The sequence below is a fragment of the Bosea sp. (in: a-proteobacteria) genome, assembly GCA_023910605.1.
GTDB lineage: Bacteria > Pseudomonadota > Alphaproteobacteria > Rhizobiales > Beijerinckiaceae > Allobosea.
Window position 1 is genome coordinate 77,481 of sequence record JAAVVV010000001.1, and the last position, 21,274, is coordinate 98,754.

At 67.7% G+C, this 21,274-nt stretch carries 21 protein-coding genes; 9 read left to right on the forward strand and 12 right to left on the reverse strand.

What is annotated here, in order from left to right:
* Positions 1–89 precede the first annotated feature (89 nt).
* Positions 90–1,295, forward strand: a complete 1,206-nt coding sequence (locus HEQ16_00455; protein MCO4052547.1) for a mandelate racemase/muconate lactonizing enzyme family protein — start codon at positions 90–92, stop codon at positions 1,293–1,295.
* A gap of 72 nt (positions 1,296–1,367) precedes the next feature.
* Here the strand turns inward: HEQ16_00455 and HEQ16_00460 are convergent, their stop codons facing one another.
* The 4 genes from HEQ16_00460 to HEQ16_00475 all read right to left on the reverse strand — a co-directional run bounded on the left by HEQ16_00460 (position 1,368) and on the right by HEQ16_00475 (position 5,069).
* Positions 1,368–2,999: an acyl-CoA synthetase gene (locus HEQ16_00460; GenBank protein ID MCO4052548.1), complete on the reverse strand. Its 1,632-nt coding sequence runs from the start codon at positions 2,997–2,999 to the stop codon at positions 1,368–1,370.
* A gap of 76 nt (positions 3,000–3,075) precedes the next feature.
* Positions 3,076–3,855: a sulfite exporter TauE/SafE family protein gene (locus HEQ16_00465; GenBank protein MCO4052549.1), complete on the reverse strand. Its 780-nt coding sequence runs from the start codon at positions 3,853–3,855 to the stop codon at positions 3,076–3,078.
* Between the two features lie 84 nt (positions 3,856–3,939).
* Positions 3,940–4,458 carry a DUF1465 family protein gene (locus HEQ16_00470; protein ID MCO4052550.1) on the reverse strand — a complete coding sequence of 173 codons (519 nt, stop codon included), beginning with the start codon at positions 4,456–4,458 and terminating at the stop codon, positions 3,940–3,942.
* 416 nt (positions 4,459–4,874) lie between these two features.
* Positions 4,875–5,069, reverse strand: coding sequence for a DUF1192 domain-containing protein (locus tag HEQ16_00475; GenBank protein ID MCO4052551.1), 195 nt, complete (start codon positions 5,067–5,069; stop codon positions 4,875–4,877).
* A 275-nt stretch (positions 5,070–5,344) separates the two neighbouring features.
* Between HEQ16_00475 and HEQ16_00480 the strand changes: the two genes are divergently transcribed.
* Positions 5,345–6,040 carry a DUF1013 domain-containing protein gene (locus HEQ16_00480; protein ID MCO4052552.1) on the forward strand — a complete coding sequence of 232 codons (696 nt, stop codon included), beginning with the start codon at positions 5,345–5,347 and terminating at the stop codon, positions 6,038–6,040.
* Positions 6,041–6,068: 28 nt separating this feature from the next.
* Complete coding sequence (locus HEQ16_00485) at positions 6,069–6,950, forward strand: MBL fold metallo-hydrolase (GenBank protein ID MCO4052553.1); 882 nt, start codon at positions 6,069–6,071, stop codon at positions 6,948–6,950.
* Positions 6,951–6,965: 15 nt separating this feature from the next.
* Here HEQ16_00485 and HEQ16_00490 read toward each other — a convergent pair whose 3' ends face one another.
* Together HEQ16_00490 and rpmE are read right to left on the reverse strand one after the other, a co-directional pair.
* Positions 6,966–8,879 carry a propionyl-CoA synthetase gene (locus HEQ16_00490; GenBank protein MCO4052554.1) on the reverse strand — a complete coding sequence of 638 codons (1,914 nt, stop codon included), beginning with the start codon at positions 8,877–8,879 and terminating at the stop codon, positions 6,966–6,968.
* Positions 8,880–9,112: 233 nt separating this feature from the next.
* Entirely contained in the window at positions 9,113–9,340 is a 228-nt protein-coding gene (gene rpmE / locus HEQ16_00495) for a 50S ribosomal protein L31 (protein ID MCO4052555.1), read from the reverse strand.
* Positions 9,341–9,458: 118 nt separating this feature from the next.
* On the opposite strand from rpmE, the gene HEQ16_00500 reads away from it, so the two are divergent.
* The 3 genes from HEQ16_00500 to HEQ16_00510 all read left to right on the forward strand — a co-directional run bounded on the left by HEQ16_00500 (position 9,459) and on the right by HEQ16_00510 (position 12,566).
* Entirely contained in the window at positions 9,459–11,249 is a 1,791-nt protein-coding gene (locus tag HEQ16_00500) for an ATP-binding cassette domain-containing protein (GenBank protein ID MCO4052556.1), read from the forward strand.
* Between the two features lie 23 nt (positions 11,250–11,272).
* On the forward strand, positions 11,273–12,139 hold the full coding sequence (locus tag HEQ16_00505; protein ID MCO4052557.1) for a YihY/virulence factor BrkB family protein: 867 nt from the start codon (positions 11,273–11,275) through the stop codon (positions 12,137–12,139).
* A gap of 115 nt (positions 12,140–12,254) precedes the next feature.
* Positions 12,255–12,566 carry a hypothetical protein gene (locus HEQ16_00510; protein ID MCO4052558.1) on the forward strand — a complete coding sequence of 104 codons (312 nt, stop codon included), beginning with the start codon at positions 12,255–12,257 and terminating at the stop codon, positions 12,564–12,566.
* Positions 12,567–12,570: 4 nt separating this feature from the next.
* Here the strand turns inward: HEQ16_00510 and HEQ16_00515 are convergent, their stop codons facing one another.
* Both HEQ16_00515 and HEQ16_00520 read right to left on the reverse strand, forming a co-directional pair.
* Entirely contained in the window at positions 12,571–13,515 is a 945-nt protein-coding gene (locus HEQ16_00515) for a site-specific tyrosine recombinase XerD (GenBank protein ID MCO4052559.1), read from the reverse strand.
* Entirely contained in the window at positions 13,512–13,655 is a 144-nt protein-coding gene (locus HEQ16_00520) for a histidine kinase (protein ID MCO4052560.1), read from the reverse strand. Before HEQ16_00520 ends, HEQ16_00515 begins: the two co-directional genes overlap by 4 nt.
* 170 nt (positions 13,656–13,825) lie before the next feature.
* Between HEQ16_00520 and HEQ16_00525 the strand changes: the two genes are divergently transcribed.
* From HEQ16_00525 to HEQ16_00535, 3 genes are read left to right on the forward strand one after another with little or no spacing between them, the layout of a single operon-like run.
* Positions 13,826–14,425 carry a shikimate kinase gene (locus HEQ16_00525; GenBank protein MCO4052561.1) on the forward strand — a complete coding sequence of 200 codons (600 nt, stop codon included), beginning with the start codon at positions 13,826–13,828 and terminating at the stop codon, positions 14,423–14,425.
* Positions 14,426–14,427: 2 nt separating this feature from the next.
* On the forward strand, positions 14,428–15,567 hold the full coding sequence (locus HEQ16_00530) for a 3-dehydroquinate synthase (GenBank protein MCO4052562.1): 1,140 nt from the start codon (positions 14,428–14,430) through the stop codon (positions 15,565–15,567).
* Positions 15,568–15,612: 45 nt separating this feature from the next.
* Positions 15,613–16,923 (forward strand): HlyC/CorC family transporter, encoded by a 1,311-nt coding sequence (locus HEQ16_00535; GenBank protein ID MCO4052563.1) that lies wholly within the window; start codon positions 15,613–15,615, stop codon positions 16,921–16,923.
* Positions 16,924–16,933: 10 nt separating this feature from the next.
* On the opposite strand, the gene HEQ16_00540 is transcribed toward HEQ16_00535, so the two are convergent.
* From HEQ16_00540 to HEQ16_00555, 4 genes are all read right to left on the reverse strand, one after another.
* A complete protein-coding gene (locus HEQ16_00540; GenBank protein MCO4052564.1) occupies positions 16,934–18,760 on the reverse strand; it encodes a glucan ABC transporter ATP-binding protein/ permease in 1,827 nt (608 codons plus the stop codon).
* 129 nt (positions 18,761–18,889) lie between these two features.
* Positions 18,890–19,714 carry an OmpA family protein gene (locus HEQ16_00545; protein MCO4052565.1) on the reverse strand — a complete coding sequence of 275 codons (825 nt, stop codon included), beginning with the start codon at positions 19,712–19,714 and terminating at the stop codon, positions 18,890–18,892.
* Positions 19,715–19,737: 23 nt separating this feature from the next.
* Positions 19,738–20,505 (reverse strand): flagellar motor protein PomA, encoded by a 768-nt coding sequence (locus HEQ16_00550; GenBank protein ID MCO4052566.1) that lies wholly within the window; start codon positions 20,503–20,505, stop codon positions 19,738–19,740.
* Positions 20,506–20,768: 263 nt separating this feature from the next.
* Entirely contained in the window at positions 20,769–21,260 is a 492-nt protein-coding gene (locus HEQ16_00555) for a CAP domain-containing protein (protein MCO4052567.1), read from the reverse strand.
* Positions 21,261–21,274: the final 14 nt, after the last annotated feature.

Consider the following 21,274-nt stretch of genomic DNA (forward strand, 5'->3'; position numbering starts at 1 on the left):
CGCCGCCTTGATTGAGTGCCGGGCGCTCGCCTCACGGCGGGCGCCCTCAATGCCGCCCTGCATGCCGCTCTCTCGAAATCCGTGTCCCCATGAAGATCACAGCCCTCGAAACCATCCGGCTCGAAGAGTTCGGCAACATCATCTTCGTGCGCCTGCACACGGATGAGGGCCTCATCGGGCTCGGCGAGACCTTCATGGGGCCGCAGGCGGTCGAATCCTATCTGCATGAGACGGTCGCGCCCAAGCTGATCGGCGAGGACCCGCTCCGCATCGAGGCCATCAACCTCAAGCTGCGCAACTATCTCGGCTGGCGATCCGCCGGCGCTGAGACGCGCGGCAATTCCGCCGTTGACATCGCGTTGTGGGACATCTTCGGCAAGGCGCACGGCAAGCCCGTCTGCGACATGCTGGGCGGCCGCAGCCGCGACAGCATCCGCGTCTACAATACCTGCGCGGGCTACAGGTACATCCGCGACAGCCGCGCCCAGGCGGTGGCCAATTGGCATCTCGGCGAGCAGGGCGGCCCTTACGAGGACCTCGAGGGCTTCCTCACCCGCGCCGATGAAGTGGCCCATTCCCTGCTCGAGCAGGGCATCACGGGCATGAAGATCTGGCCTTTCGACATCGCGGCGGAGCGCACCGGCGGCTTCGACATCTCGCCGCAGGAGCTGACAGCAGCGCTCGAACCCTTCGCGAAGATCAGGAAGGCCGTGGGCGACCGCATGGACATCATGGTCGAGTTCCATTCGCTTTGGAGCCTGCCCATGGCCAAGAAACTCGCCCAGCGCCTTGCCGAGTTCGACACCTACTGGCACGAGGACCCGTTCCGCCTCGACAATATCGCAGACCTCAAGGACTATGCGCGCCATTCCAGGGCATGGGTCTGCGCCTCCGAGACGCTGTCATACACCCACGCCTTCCGCGAATATCTCGAGACCGGGGCCGCCGGCGTCGTCATGCTTGATCTGAGCTGGTGCGGCGGGCTGACCGAGGCCCGCAAGATCGCCGGCATGGCGCAGGCCTGGCACACGCCGGTGGCTCCGCATGACTGCACCGGCCCCGTGGTCTACACCGCCTCGTGCCATTTTTCGCTGCATGCGCCCAATACGCTCATCCAGGAAAGCGTCCGGGCCTTCTACACGGGCTGGTACAGGGAGCTGGTCACGGACCTGCCCGTGGTGGCCAATGGCGAGGTCCGCATCAGCGACCGGCCGGGCCTCGGCCTCGAACTGCTGCCCGACCTCACAAGGCGGCCCGACGCGCGGGTGCGCATCTCCGACGGGGCCACGATCTGAGACGCGAAGCGGGTTTGCACACGGGGCGCCGTCCCCTCCCGTCAGCGCCGTCTCCGGCGAGGCCCTCTCCGCTCAGGCCTGCCTGGCCATCTCCCTGAGCCGGAATTTCTGGATCTTGCCGGTGCTGGTCTTGGGCAACTCCACGAACACGACATGGCGCGGGCATTTGAACCCGGCAAGCAGCGTGCGGCACCAGGCGATGGCCTCCTCCGCGCTCAGCGCCATGCCCGGCTTGACCTCCACGAAGGCGCAGGGCGTCTCGCCCCATTTCCCGTCGGGCCGCGCGACCACCGCGGCCGCCTGCACGGCCGGGTGCTTGTAGAGCGCATCCTCCACCTCGATCGAGGAGATGTTCTCCCCGCCCGAGATGATGATGTCCTTGGAGCGGTCCTTGAGCTGGATGTAGCCATCGGGATGGCGCACCCCGAGATCCCCTGAGTGGAACCAGCCCCCGGCGAAGGCCGCTTGCGTGGCTTTCGGGTTCTTGAGATAGCCCTTCATCACGACATTGCCCCGGAACATGACCTCGCCCATGGTCACGCCATCGCGCGGCACGGGCTGCATCGTGTCCGGATCGAGCACGTCCAGCGCCTCCAGCGCGCCGTAGCGCACGCCCTGCCGCGCCTTCAGCGTCGCCTGTTCGCCTGGCGCAAGGCCATTCCAGTGCTCGTGCCAGTCATTCACCACGGCCGGTCCATAGACCTCGGTGAGCCCGTAAAGATGGGTCACCGTGAAGCCGGCCTTCGCCATCGCTTCCAGCACGGCGGCTGGCGGCGGCGCCGCGGCGGTGAAGAACTGCACCGCATGCGGCAAGGGCCGCTTCTCCGCCTCGGGCGCGTTCAGCAAGGTCGACATCACGATGGGCGCGCCGCACAGGTGCGTCACGCCATGCTCGGCGATGGCGTCGAACAGGGCCCGCGCCCGCACCTGCCTGAGGCAGACATGGGTGCCCGCCACGGCCGAGATCGACCACGGGAAGCACCAGCCATTGCAATGGAACATGGGCAGCGTCCACAGATAGACCGGATGCTTGCCCATGGCGCAGGTGACGATATTGCCCAGCGCCAGAAGGTGCGCGCCGCGATGGTGATAGACCACCCCCTTGGGATCGCCCGTGGTGCCGGAGGTGTAGTTGAGCGAGATCGCGTCCCATTCGTCATGAGGCGGCACCCAGGCGAAATCGGGGTCCCCCGATGCGAGCATATCCTCATAGACCACGGCGCCTTCGAGGGTGACGCCGTGACCCTCATAGGCCGCGTCATCATCGGTGATGAGGATGGGCCTGGCGCGGCACAGCGCCAGCGCGGCTTGCGCCAGCGGCGTGAACTCCCGGTCCACGATCAGCGCCTTCGCCTCGCCGTGATCCAGCGAGAACGCGATCGTGGCCGCGTCCAGCCGGGTGTTGAGCGTGTTGAGCACGGCTCCGGCCATGGGCGCGCCGTAATGACATTCGAGCATCGCCGGCGTGTTGGGCAGCAGCGCCGCGACCGTGTCGCCGCGCCCGATGCCGCGCCGCGCCAGCGCCGAGGCGAGGCGGCGCGCGCGAGCATAGAACTCGGCATAGCTGCGCCTGACCTCGCCATGGATGATCGCGACGCGATCGGGAAACACCTCCGCCGCCCGCTCGAGAAAGCCCAGCGGCGTCAGCGGCTGGTAGTTCGCCGCGTTCTTGTCGAGATCGCGTTCGTAGGCGGCTTGGCTCATCGATGTCTCCCTTTCGCTACGCGCCCGAGTATGGCGCGGCGGCTCGGGCAAGCAATCGCTATCCTTGGAGCGAGCCTCAGATCAGCCCCGCCAGACCATCCCAGGTCAGCTTCAGGCCGACCAGGAGCAGAATCGCGTAGATAAGCGGGTAGAACTTCGCGACCGTGATGCGCCGCACCAGCCAGATGCCGAACATGTTGCCGAGGATGGCCACAGGCAGCAGCGCCACCGAGCCGATCAGCGTCTCGCGCGTGATCAGGCCCAGTTGCAGATAGGGCCAGAGCTTGACGATGTTGACCACGAAGAAGAGCCAGGCCAGCGTTCCTGCGAAGACAACGGGGCTGAGCCGCTGCGGCATCATGTAGACCTGCGCGGGCGGCGCGCCGGCATGGGCCACGAAGCTGGTGAGCCCGCACCAAACGCCCCAGAACACGCCCGCCGCATCGGGCGCGCGGTAGGGCGGCCGCTCGGGCATGCCGCGCAGGCGCAGGATCCACCAGTTCAGCGCGAAGGCCAGCGCGATGGCGCCGACCATGAGCTTGAGCCCGGCATCGGAAATCAGCGTCACTGTCGCGGCCCCGATCGCCGTGCCGATGAGGCAGCCGATCAGCAGCACCACGAAGCTGCGTTTGTCGATGTTGCGACGAAAGGCCCAGATCGTGACGAGATCCTGCGCCATCAGCACCGGCAGCATGATGGCAGCCGCCGTCAGGGGCGGCATGGCGAGCGCGAACACGGGCAGGCCCAGGACAGCGAGGCCCACGAACCCGCCCTTGGACAAGCCGAAGGCTGCGACGGCGATCGATCCGTAGATCCAGAAGGCGGGAGAGGTCAGAAGCTCGGGCAAGGCAGCCATTCCATATGGCGGCACCCTGCCCTTTCCGGGCGAGGGCGGCAACCGCGCGGAGCGCGGAACGCGCCTGCTCTCGCCGCCAAGCGCTCAGCGGGCGAAGGCGGCCCTGAGGCGGTCGATCTGGCTGACCACGTCATTGGCGCCCTGAGGCGGGAAGGCGGCGATGTCGGACTCGGCGATGACGAGATTCTCGAGATGCCGCACGCGGGCCTGCATCCTGAGCGACGCGTCCATAAGTTCACGCAGCCGCTCGGGCAGCATGGCCTCGATCTGCGGCTCCGTCGCGGCGCTCATGTCCGTGATCTTGACGCGGTTCTTTTCCGTGCGGGCCTGGTCGGAGGTGATCTCGCCCTCGGCCACGGCACGCTGCACCAGAAGCCAGGAGGCGATCTGCATCAGGCGAGTGGTGAGGCGCATGCTCTCGGTCGCGTAGGCCAGCGCCACATCGCGCGGCAGAAGGCGTGATTCCTCGCGGCCGCCCCCGTCGAGATAGGCGGCCGTTTCCTCGACAAGCAGCATGCCTTCACGGAACATGGCCCGGAAGGCGTCGGAGGACACGAAGGTCCTCCCGAAGGGGACGGCGGACGATCGGCTGAAGTCTACCATGGACGCAACTCACTCTGATGTGGGCCGGCACCGTGCCAATCTGGCACAGATATCCGGTGGCTCCAAAATCTTCGCAAGGATAGCGCCATTTGTCCCCAACGGGGCGTTGACGTTCTGTTAACCTTAACGCCGTTAAGCATGGCTCAGACGCCATCGGCTTGCAGGGGCTTGAGTCCCGCAGGGATTTGGGCTCCGGCAGGGGCTGCGACCAAAAAAAAGAGCCGCAGGATCTGCGGCTCGAAGGTCAACAGGGAGGCGTCAAACAGAGTGACAAAACCACTCGGCGTCCAGAAACCGGACACGTTCTTCATACATTGGAAGTGTTAAGCATATCTTAACGGCAAAGGAACCGTTAGCGGCGTCGCTGCCATCGCGCCGAATCGGGGCAATGGTGCATAGGGGCCGCGGGCAGGGGTTCAGCGTTTGAAGAACAGGTCGGCCGCAGCCTTCGACGCCTGCTTTCCGGCGCGGGCCTCCACAAGCCGCGCGATCTCGGCCTTCAGCATCTCGATGCGCCGATCGAGCTCTTCGAGAGAGAGCGGGGCCAGATCCTGGCCAATCTCGTGGACGCGCGCGGGGCGCGGGCGGTCATCGTCACCGAAAACGCTCATGGGCCATCCTTCTTCCGGGTCATCCCTTTCAGCCTGTTGCAGCATGATAGCAACATCGTCGCGTTGTGGCAGCCGCCCCATCTTCAGTGTCACGGCAGGCCGACATGGCGCATGGACAGGCGCGCTTCACGCCACTATAACGCAGCGGTTCCCTGCATGGTCGATGTCGAGAACGCTCCGGTCCCCGCCGGTTCGGAGCTCGAAGAGTTTTGCCGCAACGGTAGTGAGCGTCGGCGACGGCCCCCTGTCGGCCGCCCGACAAGGAGGCTATTGAAATGTCCCAGAATGCGCCGCTGATGCCGAAGGCCACCGCCGTCTGGCTGGTGGAGAACACCTCGCTGACCTTCGAGCAGATCGCCGATTTCTGCAAGCTTCACCCGCTCGAAGTGAAGGGCATCGCGGATGGCGAAGTCGCCTCCGGAATCAAGGGCCTCGACCCGATCTCGACCGCGCAGCTGACCCGCGAGGAGCTGGAACGCGCCCAGACTGACCCTGACCATCGCCTGCGCGTGGCCGAGCCCAAGGTGCGCGTGCCCGAGCTGAAGAAGGCGCGCGGCCCGCGCTACACGCCCGTTTCCAAGCGCCAGGATCGCCCGAACGCAATCCTCTGGCTGCTGCGCAACCATCCCGAGCTCAAGGACGCGGCGGTGATGCGTCTCGCCGGCACGACCAAGCACACCATCCAGCAGATCCGCGAGCGCACCCACTGGAACTCGGCGCAGCTCGCCCCGATGGATCCGGTCAGCCTTGGCCTGTGCTCGCAGGTCGATCTCGACATGGAAATCTCGCGCGCCACCAAGGACCGCCCGAAGATCGAGCCCGAGCTTGGCCCCACCCTCCTGTCGGCGGAAGTCTCGACCCAGCCCGAGGAGATGGACGACGAGCCCGTGCGCAAGCCCGAGGTGCAGCACACCGCCGATTCGGTGTTCGGCAAGCTCAAGCAGCTCAAGCGTGACGAGGAAGAGGCCTGACACTGGCGCTGCGGCCCGGGAGCCGGCCATGGACCCGTTGGTCTTCACCTTTCTTGGCACTGGCGCCCCGCCGCTCTCCGCAAGGCGGGCAGGGCCGGCGCATCTGGTGGAAGCGGCCGGTCAGCTTGTCCTGATCGATTGCGGGGCCCGTGTCGCGCAGCAGCTTGTCGATGCCGGCAAGCGCGGCGCCGATGTCGATGCGCTGATTGTCACCCATCTGCACTCGGACCATCTCGTCGATTTCTACCAGCTCGTGATCTCGAGCTGGCATCAGGGCCGCCTCAAGCCCTGGCGCGTCATCGCGCCCATGCCGGTTCTGACGGCGCTGCAGGGCATCCATGCCGCCTTTGGCCAAGAGCGCGACCTGCGCATCGCCTTCGAGCGCCGCCCATCTCCGACCGGCCTCGACATCCTGTGGGAGGAGTTGCGGGAAGGCCCGCTGCCGGGCCTCGGCGACCTCGCCATCGACGCCTTCGCGGTGGATCATCGTCCGGTCGAGCCGGCCTTCGGCCTGAGCATCCGCCATGGCGGACAGCACATCGTGTTTTCGGGAGACACGCGCCCCTGCGCCGCGCTGGAGCAGGCGGCCGCCGGCGCGGATCTGCTGGTGTGCGAGGTCTGCATCGACCGACAGATGCCGGTGGTTCCCGGCGTGCGCAGCGCCGAGACGGTCGAGGCCGTGCGCAGCTATCACATGACGCCGTCCGAGATCGCGCGCCTGGCCACGCTGTCGGGGACAAAGGCGCTGGCCCTCACCCATGTGGTGCCGCCGGCGGCCGACCCCGGGCCGATCCTCGCCGAGCTGCGCGAGGCGGGCTACGCCGGCCCGGCATTGGTGGGGGAGGACCTGATGACCCTCTCCCTGCCCCAGCGCATCCTGCGCTGGCGCGGGCTGGCCGCCAGCTTCTGACGCGCCAGCCCCTGCTCAGGCAGCGCCTGTCACGCCCCTGGCCTTCAGCGAGGCGGCAATCTCGTCGAGTACGGCCGGATCGTCGATCGTCGCGGGCATCGACCAGGCCTCGCCATCGGCGATCTTCTTCATCGTGCCGCGCAGGATCTTGCCCGAGCGCGTCTTGGGCAGGCGCGCCACCGTGACGGCGAGCTTGAACGCCGCGACCGGCCCGATCTTCTCGCGCACCAGCTTGACCAACTCCGCCTCGATCTCGGCGGGAGCCCTGGCCGTGCCCGCCTTCAGCACCACGAAGCCGCAGGGCGCCTCGCCCTTGAGGGCGTCGGCTATGCCGATGACGGCGCATTCGGCCACGGCCGGGTGCGAGGCCAGCACCTCCTCCATGCCGCCTGTGGAGAGCCGATGGCCCGCAACGTTGATGATGTCGTCGGTGCGGCCCATGACGTAGAGATAGCCGTCGGCGTCGACGAAGCCGGCATCGGCGGTCTTGTAGAAGCCGGGGAAGTCCGCGAGATAGGATTCGCGGAAGCGGTCATCGGCCTGCCACAGCGTCGGGAAGGCGCCCGGCGGCAGCGGCAGCTTCACCACGATCGAACCCATCTGGCCCGTGGCCACCGGCTTGCCTGCCTCGTCCACGATGCGGATGTCATAGCCCGGCATCGGCACCGTGGGCGAACCGTGCTTGACGGGCAGCAGCCCAAGACCCATCGGGTTGCCGACCATGCACCAGCCGGTCTCGGTCTGCCACCAATGGTCGATCACAGGCACCTTGAGGATGCTTTCGGCCCATTTCACCGTGTCCGGGTCCGCACGCTCGCCGGCCAGGAACAGGGCGCGGAACTCCGGCAGCCGCTCGATATTGAGGAAGCTTGCCTCCGGGTCCTCCTTGCGGATGGCGCGGAAGGCGGTGGGCGCGGTGAACAGCGCCGCCACCTTGTGCTGCTCTATCACCCTCCAGTAGGCGCCGGGATCGGGCGTGCCGACCGGCTTGCCCTCGTAGATGATCGAGGTGCAGCCCGCGAGGAGCGGCGCATAGACGATGTAGGAGTGGCCCACCACCCAGCCGACATCGGAAGCGGCCCAGAACACCTCGCCCGGCGCGATGCCGTAGAGATTGCGCATGCTCCAGCTCAGCGCCACCATGTGCCCGCCATTGTCGCGCACCACGCCCTTGGGCTTGCCGGTCGTGCCCGAGGTGTAGAGCACATAGAGCGGATCGGTCGCGGCCAGCTCGGCGCAGGGCGCGAGCCGCCCCCCGGCCTTGGCGGCGGCGACGGCCTCGCTCCAGTCATGGTCGCGCGGGCCCATGGCAGACGCAAGCTGCGGCCTTTGCAGGACAAGGCAGGCCTCGGGCTTGTGCGAGGCGATCTCGATCGCGCCTTCCAGCAACGGCTTGTAGTGGACGATCCTCGCTCCCTCGATGCCGCAGGAGGCGGCCAAAACGGCCTTGGGCGTGGCGTCGTCGATGCGCGTGGCCAGCTCCTTGGCCGCGAAGCCGCCGAACACCACCGAATGCACCGCGCCGATCCGCGCGCAGGCCAGCATCGCGAACACGGCCTCCGGGATCATCGGCATGTAGATGATCACCCTGTCGCCCTTGGCGATGCCCATCCCGATCAGCACGCCCGCCAGAGCCGCGACCTCGTGCTTGAGCTCGGCATAGGTGATGGTGCGCTGGGAGCCTGTCACAGGGCTGTCATGGATCAGCGCGGGCTGGTCCCCGCGCCCGCCATCGGCGTGGCGGTCCACCGCATTATGGCAGGTGTTGCAGATTGCATCCGGGAACCAGCGGCCATAGATCCCGGCGGCGGCATCGAAGATGGCGTCCGGGGGCCTGATCCAGTCGATGGCCTTTGCGGCCTCGCGCCAGAAGCCTTCAGGGTCCTGGCTCCAGGCGGCGTAGCTTTCGTGATAGCGGCTCTTGCTCATGATGACCACACCCATGCATTTCCGGGGCGACCGGCGTCTCGTTCGGCGGACGCGGCGTTGTCGTGACGTTCAGAACCATGCGCCGGATCGCGCGTCGAGAGCAACTTTGGGCGAGGTCGGCGATGTCCGAGCCGCCACAATGCCGGCGCCTGCGCGCTGCGCAAGACAAAAAACCCGGGTCGCAGGGCCCGGGCTTGATGACAGGCGGACACGGCGGGCAAGCCGCCGGCGCATCACTTCTTGAAGTTGATCGCCCCGAACTTGGAGTTGAAGCGCGACAGGCGACCGCCGCGATCCATCAGCTGCTGCGAGCCGCCGGTCCAGGCCGGATGGGTCTTGGGGTCGATGTCGAGATTCATGGTGTCGCCATCCTTGCCGTAGGTCGAGCGGGTCATGTACTCGGAGCCATCGGTCATCACGACCTTGATGAAATGATAGTTCGGGTGGATATCAGCTTTCATGGCCAGCCTCTTGGGCGCGGAAGGCCTCTTGCGTCCTGTCAATGTGACGCCAAGCCCTTCATGCGACGATGTCTTGTGAAGTCGGCGGGCTATAGCCGAAGCAGTCGGGAGACGCAAGTTGCGAAAGCCGCGTAAGACAGCCGATCCAGCCGCCGCGGATGCGCCGCGCGCGCCCTTGTCTGCGCTGAGGGCGCTGTTGCCCTATGTGCTGCGCCATCGCGGCCGGATCGCGGCCGCAATGCTGGCGCTGCTCGTGGCCTCGCTGGCGACGTTGACGCTGCCGCTTGCGCTCCGCCGCGTGATCGACACCGCCTTCGAGCCAGGCGCGAGCAGCCTCAAGGACTACTACTTCATGACGCTGATGGGCGTGGTCCTGGTGCTCGCGCTGGCGAGTTCGGCGCGCTACTATCTCGTCATCACCCTGGGCGAGCGCATCGTCGCCTCCGTGCGGCAGGACGTGTTCCGCCACCTCACCACGCTCGACGCCGCCTTCTTCGACCGCACCCGCTCGGGCGAGATCGTCTCGCGGCTGTCGACCGACACCACCAAGATCCAGTCGGCCTTCGGCGCCTCGGCCTCGATCGCGTTGCGCAACCTGCTGCTCTTCGCTGGCGCAACCGTGATGATGATCATCACCAGTCCGCGCCTGTCCATGCTCGTGCTGGGAGCGATTCCCCTCATCGTCCTGCCGCTGGTGCTGTCGGGACGCGGCGTGCGCAAGCGCGCCCGCATCGCGCAGGACAGGCTCGCCGACGCCTCCGCCTATGCCACCGAGGCCATCGGCGCGGCGCGCACCATGCAGGCCTTCGGCGCCGAGGCCGAGACGACGCGGCGCTTCGCCCTTGCTGCCGAGAACGCCTATGAGGCCGCGCGCCAGTCCACCGCCGCGCGGGCCTGGCTCTCGGGGGCCGGCATCTTCCTGGTGTCGGCCAGCGTGGTCTGGGTGCTCTGGACCGGGGCCGCCGATGTCATGGCGAACACCATGACGGGAGGCCGGCTGTCGCAGTTCGTGCTCTATGCCGTGTTCGCGGCCTCCTCGCTGGGCCAGCTCTCGGAGGTCTATGGCGAGATCCAGTCTGCCGCCGGCTCGGCGGGCCGTCTTGGCGAATTGCTGGCCGCCCGGCCGGCGGTGGCGCCGCCGCCCAACCCCGCCCCTCTCCCGGCCCGGATCAACGGCGCGCTCTCCTTCAGCCATGTCACCTTCCGCTATGCGGGCCGCGATGACGCGGCGCTTCACGACTTCACCTTGCATGTCTCGCCTGGAGAGCGCGTGGCGCTGGTGGGCCCTTCGGGCGCCGGCAAGAGCACCGTCCTCCAGCTCGCCCTGCGCTTTTACGATCCGCAGGCGGGCGTCATCACCGTGGACAACATCGCCTCGACCGGGGCGGATCCGACAGACTGGCGCCGCGCCTTCGCGCTGGTTCCGCAGGACCCCGTCGTGTTCGGCTCCAGCGTGCTCGACAACATCCGTTATGGCAGGCCCGAGGCGAGCGAGGCGGAGGTCATGGCCGCCGCCCGCCTTGCTTCGGCGCATGACTTCATCGTGGCCCTGCCGAACGGCTATGCGACCGAGATCGGCGAGCGAGGCGTGACGCTTTCGGGCGGCCAGCGCCAGCGCCTCGCGATCGCGCGCGCCATCCTCAAGGATGCCCCCATCCTGCTGCTCGACGAGGCCACGTCCGCGCTGGATTCCGAAAGCGAGCGCGCGGTTCAGATGGCGCTCGACGAGCTGATGCGCTCGCGGACCACCCTTGTCGTCGCCCACAGGCTCGCCACCGTGCTCAAGGCGGACCGGATCATCGTCATCGATCAGGGCCGCATCGTCGAGGAAGGCAGCCATGAGCGGCTGATGGCGCGCGGCGGCCTTTATGCGCGGCTTGCCGAACTCCAGTTCGGCGGGCTGGAATAGACGCCCCTGTTTCATGCTAAGGCATGGCCATGCTGCGTCCCTTCCGCCTGCTGGCCAAGGCCTTCGACCGTTTCATCGCCCATGATGGCTGGGCCATCGCCAGCCACATCGCCCTTTCGGTGCTGATGTCGCTGTTCCCCTTCCTCATCCTGGTGACGGCGCTGGCCGGCCTGTTCGGCTCGGAGAACCTCGCCAACGAGGCGGCGAACCTGATCCTCGAGGCCTGGCCGCGCGAGGTGGCCGTGCCGATCGCCGGCGAGATCCGCAACGTGCTCACGGCCGTGCGCGGCGATGCGCTGCTCATCGGCGCGGTGCTGTCGCTCTATTTCGCCTCCTCGGGCGTGGAGGCGCTCCGCGTCGGGCTCAACCGAGCCTACGAGGCCTACGAGTGGCGCGCCTGGTGGCTGACGCGGATCGAGTCGATCGGCTACGTCATCGCGGCGGCGCTGTGCATGATCGCCTTCGCCTTCCTCATCGTGCTCTTCCCGCTCGGCTGGCGCGGCTTGCTTCGCTGGGCTCCTGCGCTTGCGCCGCTGAGCGGCGTCGTGGGTTTCAGCCGGATCGCGCTGGCCTCTCTGATCATCATGTCGGCGCTGGCCATCGCCCATCGCCTGCTTCCTGCCGGGCGCATGAGCTGGCCGGCGCTCTGGCCGGGAATCTCCTTCACGCTGGCCTTCTGGCTTTTCGGCGGCCTTATCTTCGGCGCCTATCTCGATTCCTTCGCCGGCGCCTATGTCACCACCTATGCCGGCCTCGCCACGGCGATGATCGCGCTGGTCTTCCTTTACGTGCTGTCGGCGATATTCCTGCTCGGCGCGGAGCTCAACGGCGCCATCGAGGACGAGATGAAGCCAAGGCCGCCCTTGCGCGAGTCGCTCTCGACCTTCTGATCGGGCATGTCGCCGACCTGCACCGCGGGGCACGCACCCAGCCGCCGGCGCGCCCGTTCATCTTTTATCATCCTTCGCGTGGCATGTTCGTCCCAGTCGCCTGTCCGGAGAACCGATGATCCATCAGCTTCAACACGCCCTGGGTTGGCGCCTTCTCTCGACCGGCGACATCGTCTTCATCCTGGGCATGGCAGGGGCGGTCTTCCTCATCCTGGCCTGGCTCGCCGACATCCTGATGGGAAGGCTGAGCTTCGGCCTCATCGTCAACACACTGTTGATGATGGTAGGGGCCTTCCTCGGCCTTGCCGTAATGGTCTGGCTCGGTTTCCCGCCGACGCGGCGTGACTTTCTTCCCACGGTCTTCGTATGCGGCACCTCCGGGGTGCTGATGCTGATGCTGTTTGCGGCCTTCAGACGCGCGGCATGACGCCTCAGCCTTCGCGATCCGGCTCCGAGCCCAGCGGATGCAGGTCTCGCACCATCGCCTTCAGCCGCTCGTCGAGCACGTGTGTGTAGATCTGCGTCGTGGCGATGTCCGCATGGCCGAGCAGTTCCTGCACGATGCGCAGATCCGCGCCATTCTGCAGCAGATGGCTGGCGAAGGCGTGGCGCAGCACATGCGGGCTCACCAGATCGGACCGCAGGCCGGCGGCGGCCGCCGCAGCCTTGAGCTCGCGCGCGAAGGCCTGCCGGGTCAGGTGGCCGCTCTCGCTGTCGGCCGGAAACAGATGCGGCGATGCGGCGGCGGCGCTCCTTGCCCTGTGCTCCAGATGCAGCCGAGCCGCATCCTTCGCCCTGGCCGTCAGCGGCACGAGGCGCTCCCTGGCCCCCTTGCCCCTGACAATCAGGAAATCCTCGCGCGTCTTGGCCGCCATCACCGGCAGGCTGATCAGCTCCGACACGCGCAGCCCCGTGGCGTAAAGCAGCTCCAGCAGGCAGCTCATCCGGGCCGCGCGCGCCTTCTCCCCGAAGCCGGCCTCGGGTCTGTCGAGCGGCTCGCGCACCAGGCCCAGCAGCCGGTCGACCTCCGCGACGCCGAGTGTCTTCGGCAAGGGCCGCAGCCGACGCGGGCCTGCCACCGCCGCAGTCGGATCATCGGAGCGATGGCCCTCGGCATAGAGGAACCGGTTGAACTGGCGCACGGCCGACAGCCGGCGCGCCGCCGATGACGCCTTCAGCCCGCGCGCGCCCAGCGCGGCCATGAAGTCGCGCACGGCCCCGGCATCGGCCCCCAGGAGCCCGCCGCAGCTGCGCACGAAGGCCGCGTAGTCGGCCAGATCCGCTTCATAGGCCGCCAGCGTCGCGCGGGCGGCGCCCCGCTCGGCCGCCATCATGTCGAGGAACTGGCCGATGGCAGCCCTGTCGCGGCCGCTCATTTCACGAAACGCGAGGGCGGGATCGTCACCGTCATCTCGCGCCCCTCGGGCTGCACCAGCGTGGCGAGCGCCACCATCGCGCCAAGGCCCAGCGCGCCGATCACGGCCAGCAACCCCAGGAATCGGAACAGCGTGGGCACCTGTGCTGGCCTCGCAACATGCTTGCCATCGCTAGATGACGTTTGGCGAGCCCGGACGCAAGCCCGTTGCACGCGCGGGGCGCCGGGACAGAACCGCGGCCCACGCCTCTTCACGATCGCACGACGACGCCATGATGACTTGCGCGCGGTCGCCATGCTAGAGCGCACGCATGGGCGAGGATCTGGCCGGAGCGGCCGCACAAGCGGCGCAGGACGTGGACAACCGGTCGCTGCGCGGGCGTCTCGGGGCGCGTTCGATCGTGCTTGTGGGCATGATGGGCTCGGGCAAGAGCACCATCGGCATGCGTCTCGCCTCCCGCTGCGGCCTGCGCTTCGTCGACGCCGACAGCGAGATCGAGCGGGCGGCCGGCATGTCCATCCCCGACATCTTCGCGGCGCGCGGCGAGGCCGAGTTCCGCGCCGGCGAACGCCGCGTCATCGCCCGCGTGCTCGGCCACGGGCCGCAGGTGCTGGCCACGGGCGGCGGCGCCTTCATGGCTGCCGAAACACGCGAGCGCATCGCCGAGCGCGGCATCTCGATCTGGCTCCGCGCCGACCCAGAAACCCTGCTCAGGCGCGTGCGCAAGCGCTCGAACCGCCCCCTCCTGCAAACCGCAGACCCCGAGGCGACGCTGCGCGCCCTCCTCGCCGAGCGCGAGCCGATCTATGCCCTCGCCGACATCGCCGTGCACTCGCGCGAGGAGCCGCACGAGCTCGTCGTCGAGGCCGTGATCGAAGCGCTCGACGCCTACCTCACGGGTCGCCCATGACGATGACCGCACCGCGCGCGCCGGGCGCCTTCAGCATCGTGCCCGTGCCGCTGCCGGGCCGGGCCTATGACATCGTGATCGGCCGCGGCGCTCTGGGCGAGGCGGGCAAGCGCATCGCCGCGCTCGGTGCGGTCCGCACCGTCGGAATCGTCACCGATGCCCATGTCGGACCCCTCCATGCCGACCGGCTCGAGCAGTCGCTGGCCAGCTCCGGCCTCAGGTCAAGCCGCATCACCATCCCTGCCGGGGAGACCTCGAAGTCATGGGAGCAGTTCGCTGCGGTCGGCGACCGGCTGCTGGAAGCCCGCATCGAACGCCGGGACGTGGTGCTCGCGCTTGGCGGCGGCGTCGTCGGCGATCTGGCCGGCTTCGCGGCCGCTGCGCTGCGCCGGGGTGTGCGCTTCGTGCAGGCTCCCACCAGCCTGCTGGCTCAGGTCGATTCCTCGGTCGGCGGCAAGACCGGGATCAACTCCGTCCATGGCAAGAACCTGATCGGCGCCTTCCACCAGCCCGCGCTGGTGCTGGCGGACACCGGCCTCATCGACACCCTGCCGGAGCGCGAGCGCAAGGCGGGATACGCCGAGATCGTGAAATACGGGCTCATCAACGACCGCCCCTTCTTCGAATGGTGCGAGCGCCATGGCCCCTCGGTGCTGAAGGGCGCGCCCGCGCTGGACGAGGCCGTGGCGGTGAGCTGCGCGGCCAAGGCGGGCATCGTGGTGCGCGACGAGCGCGAGGATGGCGAGCGGGCGCTGCTCAACCTCGGCCATACCTTCGCCCACGCCATCGAGCGCATCGTCGCCTATGACAATGCCCGCATCGTGCATGGCGAGGCCGTTTCCATCGGCCTCGCGCTCGCCTTCCGCTTCTCGGCCCGGCTTGGCCTGTGCTCCGGGCAGGATGCGGCGCGCGTCGAACGCCATCTGGCGTCGCTGGGCATGCCGGTCAGGCTCGATCAGGTGCCCGGCGGGGTGGGCTCGCCCGAGGCCATGCTGGAAGCGATGGCGCAGGACAAGAAAGTGTCGGCCGGCCGGCTCACCTTCATCCTGGCGCGCGGCATCGGCGAGAGCTTCATCGCGCCGGATGTGGCGCAAAGTGACGTGCTCGGCTTCCTCGCAGCCGAAATGAGCCGCCCAGCCTGACTGGCGGGATCATCACGCGGGCGCTATCTGATGGCCATGGACAACATCGACATCACCTCCAACCCCTGGATCGCGCTCGCGATCGTGGCCCTGTGCCTTGGCATGTCGGCCTTCTTCTCGGCGAGCGAGACAGCGCTGACAGCCGCCTCCCGAGCCCGGATGCACGCCCTCGAGAACGCTGGCGATGACCGCGCCGGCATTGTCACGCGGCTGCTGATGGCGCGCGAGCGGCTGATCGGCGCGGTGCTGATCGGCAACAACATCGTCAATGTCGGAGTTTCGGCCTTCACCACCGTGGTGATGGTGAACCTCTTCGGCGATGCCGGCGTGATCTACGCCACCATCTTCATGTCGCTGTTCATCATCATCTTCGCCGAAGTGATGCCCAAGACGGTGGCGATCATCAAGCCTGACACGGTGGCGCTGCTGGTGGCGAGGCCTGTTTCCTTGGCCGTCGCCGCCTTCACGCCCCTGCTCTATGCGGTCGAGGGGGTGGTGCGGCTCTTCCTGCGGCCGTTCGGCGTGGTGATCGGCCAGAACCAGTCGCTCCTCACCGCCCATGAGGAAATCAAGGGCACTGTCGATCTGCTCCATCGCGAAGGCGGCGTGGTCAAGTCCGACCGCGACATGCTGGGCGGCCTGCTCGACCTGCGCGAGCTGACGGTGGAGGATGTCATGATCCACCGCACCAAGATGCGCACCATCGATGCGGATCTCAGCCCGGCTGAGATCGTGCGCGAGGTCCTGGCCTCGCCCTACACGCGCATGCCGCTCTGGCGCGGCACGACCGAGAACATCATCGGCATCCTGCACGCCAAGGACCTGCTGCGCGCGCTCGACGCGGTGGGCGGGGATGCGGCGAAGCTGAACGTTCAGCAGATTTCCTTCTCGCCCTGGTTCGTGCCGGTGAACAGCTCGCTCGCCGAGCAGCTCAAGGCCTTCCTCGCAAAGAAGACGCACTTCGCGCTCGCCGTGGACGAATATGGCGAGGTCATGGGCCTCGTCACGCTCGAGGACATCCTCGAGGAGATCGTCGGCGACATCAAGGACGAGCACGACGTGACCGTGCAGGGCGTCAAGCCCCAGCCCAACGGCGCCGTGATCGTGGATGGCGCGGTGCCCATCCGCGACGTCAACCGCGCCATGGACTGGAGCCTGCCGGACGAGGAGGCCACCACCATCGCGGGCCTCGTCATCCATTCGGCGCAGCTCATCCCTGATGCCGGCCAGGCCTTCACCTTCTATGGCTTCCGCTTCGAGGTGCTGCGCCGCAGCCGCAACAAGGTCACCAGCCTCAAGATCACGCCGGTGCGCGCCGAGGATGCAGGCCGGGACGGCGCGGCGCAGGCCGACTGAACGCGCGGGCTCAGCCCCCCCCACCCAGCTTCGCCGCGGGCGAGGACGCTTCGGGCGCGGCAAGCCCGCCTTGCGGCCTCTCCTCGGCGCCCGCCAGATACTGCGCCCGCGCCAGCGCGGCGAAGCGGCCGCCCCTGGCCACCAGCTCCTCGAAATTGCCCATCTCGACCACGCGCCCCTGCTCGAAGACGAGAATCCGCGTGGCGTTGCGGATGGTGGCGAGGCGGTGGGCTATCACGAAGGTGGTGCGGCCTCTCATCACCTCGTCGAGGGCCTTCTGCAGCTTGGCCTCGGTCGTGGCGTCCAGCGCCGAGGTGGCCTCGTCGAGGATGAGGATCGGCGGGTTTTTCAGCAGGGCGCGGGCGATCGACAGGCGCTGGCGTTCGCCCCCCGAGAGCGTGCGCCCGCGCTCGCCCACCATGGTGTCGAGCCCTTCGCTCTGGCGGGCCATGATATCGGTGGCCTGGGCGCGCTCCAGCGCCAGCGCCATCTCCTCCTCGGTTGCATCCGGCTTGCCGACGAGCAGGTTCTCGCGGATCGTCCGCGCGAACAGCATGGGCTCCTGGAAGACCACGCCGATGTTCCGGCGCAGGGAGCCCAGCGTGTACTCGCGCAGGTCCACACCGTCGGCGCTGATCACGCCCGACTGCGGATCGAAGGCGCGGTGCAGCAGGCCGAGCGTCGTCGACTTGCCCGAGCCGGTGGAGCCGACGATGGCGATGGTCTCGCCCGGCTGCACGTCGAAGCTGACATCGAGCACCGCGGGCCGCCGTCCGTCATAGGAGAAGGAGACGTTGCGGAAGCTGACATGCCCGTTCAGCCGCTCCGCCTCGATGCCGCCGGGCTTGTCGCGGACCTGAGGCAGCGTGTCCATGACGTCGAAGAACTCGCGGAGCTTGGGCGCCTGCATGAAGATGTAGTTGATGAAGCTGACCACCTGCTCGAGGCGGCCGATCAGCATGGTCGCGAAGGCGGTGAAGGTGACGATCTCGCCGACCGTGGTGAGGTCGCGCATGTAGAGCCAGGTGCCGAGCATGAAGATGGAGAGCACCGTCAGCGTGGCGGAGGCGCGCGTGGCGATGCTGGCCAGCGCCCACCAGGACAGCACCGGCATCTGCGCCTCGAGCAGGCGCTTCATGGTGTGGTGCAGACCGCGCACCTCGGTCTCGATCCGCGTGAAGCTCTGGATCACCGGCACATTGCCGAGCGCGTCGGAGGCCCGCTCGGCAAGGTCCGAGTGATAGCGCTCGACATTGCCCTGCAGTTTCTCGGTCTTGCGCAGCACGAAGGCGGTAAGCAGCCCGAAGAAGAACACGAGCACCACCAGCAGCAGGCCCATCTGCCAGTTGAGCCACATGGTGAACGGCAGCAGCACGAACAGCGCGACAATCGAGGCGCAATGCTCGCGGAAGAAGGAAAGCCACAGCCCCCACATGCCCGACGTGCCCTCGAGCATCACCTTGAGCACCCGGCCCGAATGGGTCGCGGTATGGAAGGCCACCGGCAAGGTCAGCGCGTGCTCGAAATAGTTGGCCATCACCGCGAGCCGGCGCCGGTGCGAGAGCGCATCGGCGTGCAGCGCCACATAGACCCCGGCCATGATCGTGAAGATGCCGAAGCCCATCCAGGCCAGCATCAGCGGGGCCAGTTCGCCCCAGCCCGGCTTCGCGCCCGTGCCAGCCGAGCGCGTCAGCACGTCGATGATCCGGCCGAACAGCACCGGCTCGGCGAAGGCGGCCACGGCAAGCATGAGGTTGGCCAGCGCCAGCATGATGCCCAGACGCTTCTCGGGCCCGAGCTGCGTCAGGACGCGAAGGTAGATGGAAAGCATGGCCATGCCGGCTCCTCGACTCAATATGAGGCCGGAGCGCCGTGATGCAGCCTGTCCGGACTACGCCGCTTCGCCCCCCGCGAGCGCCTTCTGCGCCACATCGGCTGAACTGAGGATGACGAAATCAGCCTCCCGTCAAGGTTTCAGACCGGGCGGCATCACCGGAGCGCTATACAGCAGCGTGATCGTCACGCGCCGATTGGACGCGAGAGACGGGTTTTCGGGAAAGAGCGGATCGTGATGCGCCTTGCCGCTGATCGAGGCGAAGCGGCTGTCCGGGACGCCGGCGCCAGCCAGGACGTCCCGCACCGTGCCGGCGCGGCTGACCGACAGGTCCCAGGGCGAAATTGCCGGAGTGCGGCCGGTCTGCGGCGCGGAGGTGTGCCCGGTGATCGCGATGGCGTTGGGCAGGCGCCGCAGCGTCGGCGCGATCTGTTCGAGCACCCGTTGCGTCAGCGCGAGGGGGGTGAAGGAATTCTCCGCGAACATCGCCCGCCCATCCTGATCGACAAGGGAGAGGTCCAGGCCCTCCTTCGTCTCCTCGATCATGATGTTCTTGGAGACCTGCGAGATCTCCGGCATGTCGTTGAGCGCCTGCCGGAGCGAGGTCGCCGCCAGCGCCACGGCGCGGTCGGAAGATGCCGGGATCTGCCCTTCGGCCCTGCGCCTGGAATCGCTGGGCGCGGTGAACTCGTGGGCCTCCTCGATCGGCCTGAGCTTGGCGTTCTCGAGAAAAGGCCTGGTCGGAATGCCGTTGATCTCGACGATGCCGTTGAAGCGGTTCTGCGGGTTGTTGCCGAAAGCCTCCCGGAATGAGCCGGCGACGACGGCCATCTTCTCCTTGTTCTGGGAGGAATAGGCCGCCACCATCACGAAGAAGCTCATGAGCAGGGCCATCAGGTCGGCGAAGGTCACGAACCAGCCGTGACCGCCATGTCCGCCGCGTTTCTTCCTGGCCATGGTCCTGCCTCCGAACGCCGCGCCTACGCGTCGACGAACTCCGCACGGTGATAGTCGGGCAGGTAGGCGAGCAGCATTTCCTTGATCAGGGTCGGGCTCTTGGCGTCGCGGATCTGCAGGATGCCGTCGATAATGAGAGTGCGTGACACCTCCTCCTCCTCGATCTTGACGTGCAGCTTGTCCGCGATCGGGGTTGCGATCGCATTGGCGATGACCGCGCCGTAAAGCGTCGCGAGCAGGGCGGTCGCCATCGCGGGCCCGAGCTTGGAGGGGTCCGACATGTTGGCGAACATGGTCACCATGCCCAGGATCGTGCCGATCATGCCCCAGGCGGGCGCGCAGTCCCCGATGGCGCGGTAGACCTTGGAGCCCTCCTCGAGGCGCAGCAGGAAGTTGTCGCGGTCACGCTCCATCGTGTCGCGGATGAACTCCTTGTCGTAGCCATCCGCCACGTAGCGCGCGCCCTGCGCGAGGAAGGGGTCGGAGATCTTCACCGTCTCCAGCGCGACATTGCCCTGCTTGCGCACGAGCGCCGCCAGTTCCGTGATCTCGGTGATGAGGTCGCGCGGATGGAAGGCGCGCATCTGGAAGGCGAAGCGCAGCCCCATCGGGATGCCGTTCATGATGACGCTGAAGGGATAGCGGACCATGGTGGCGGCGATCACGCCGCCGAAGATGATGATGATGGCATGCGTGTCGAAGAAGGCGCCGAAGTTGCCCCCGTCGATGATGATGATGATGGCGATCGTGCCCATGCCGGCCAGCAGGCCCAAACCCGTCGCAATATCCATGGACCGCCCCGACTCGCCGTAGCAAAAACCTGAACGGAGCGTTACCGAACGTGGTTAAGGAACCCTGAACCGCGGGCCCGCTTCGGTCTCCTTGACGATGGACTTCCCCATGCGCGCTTCGCCACGGTGGCCGGCAAGGCCGACGCCGGGCCGCTGTTTGCGGACAATCCCCATCTCGCCGCCAACCGCCGGGTCACGATCGCCCTGCCCGACGAGGCCCCGCCCCTGCCGCGCGGGCTGAGGCCCGGCCCCCGGGGTCAGGCTCACTCGGCCAGCACGAGCGCCCAGTAGACCTGATACTTCGAGTCCGGAGCGCGGGCAGTGGCGATGCCCATCCGCTTCGCCGTGGCGGCCTTCATCACCCCGTCATGCCGGGCTGAATCGCGCCAGCCCGAGAACGCCTCCGCCAGCGTGCGGTAGCCGGCCGAGAGATTGGCGTCGGGCCGGCTGAAACCCGCTGCGCTCAGCCGGCGCTTCACCGCTTCGGCCGAGCTGGGCCTGTCGGCCTTCGCCATCGCATCCGCCTCGCGCTGCGCGGCTGCCTGCAACTCGCCATCGAGCTGGAGTCGCCCGAGCCCGGCATTCATCCGGTAGGCCGAGATCATGGCCCGCGCCTCGGCCGCATCCACCCGCGCGCCCGGCTGGCCAAGATCGGCATAGAAACTCGGCTGGCCGGCGCCGGGCCTCGCAGCCCCGGTGCATGCGCTGAACCCCAGCAGCGAGGCCAGCGCGGCGGCGGCGGCGGTGCAGCTCATGAATCGGCCTTTCC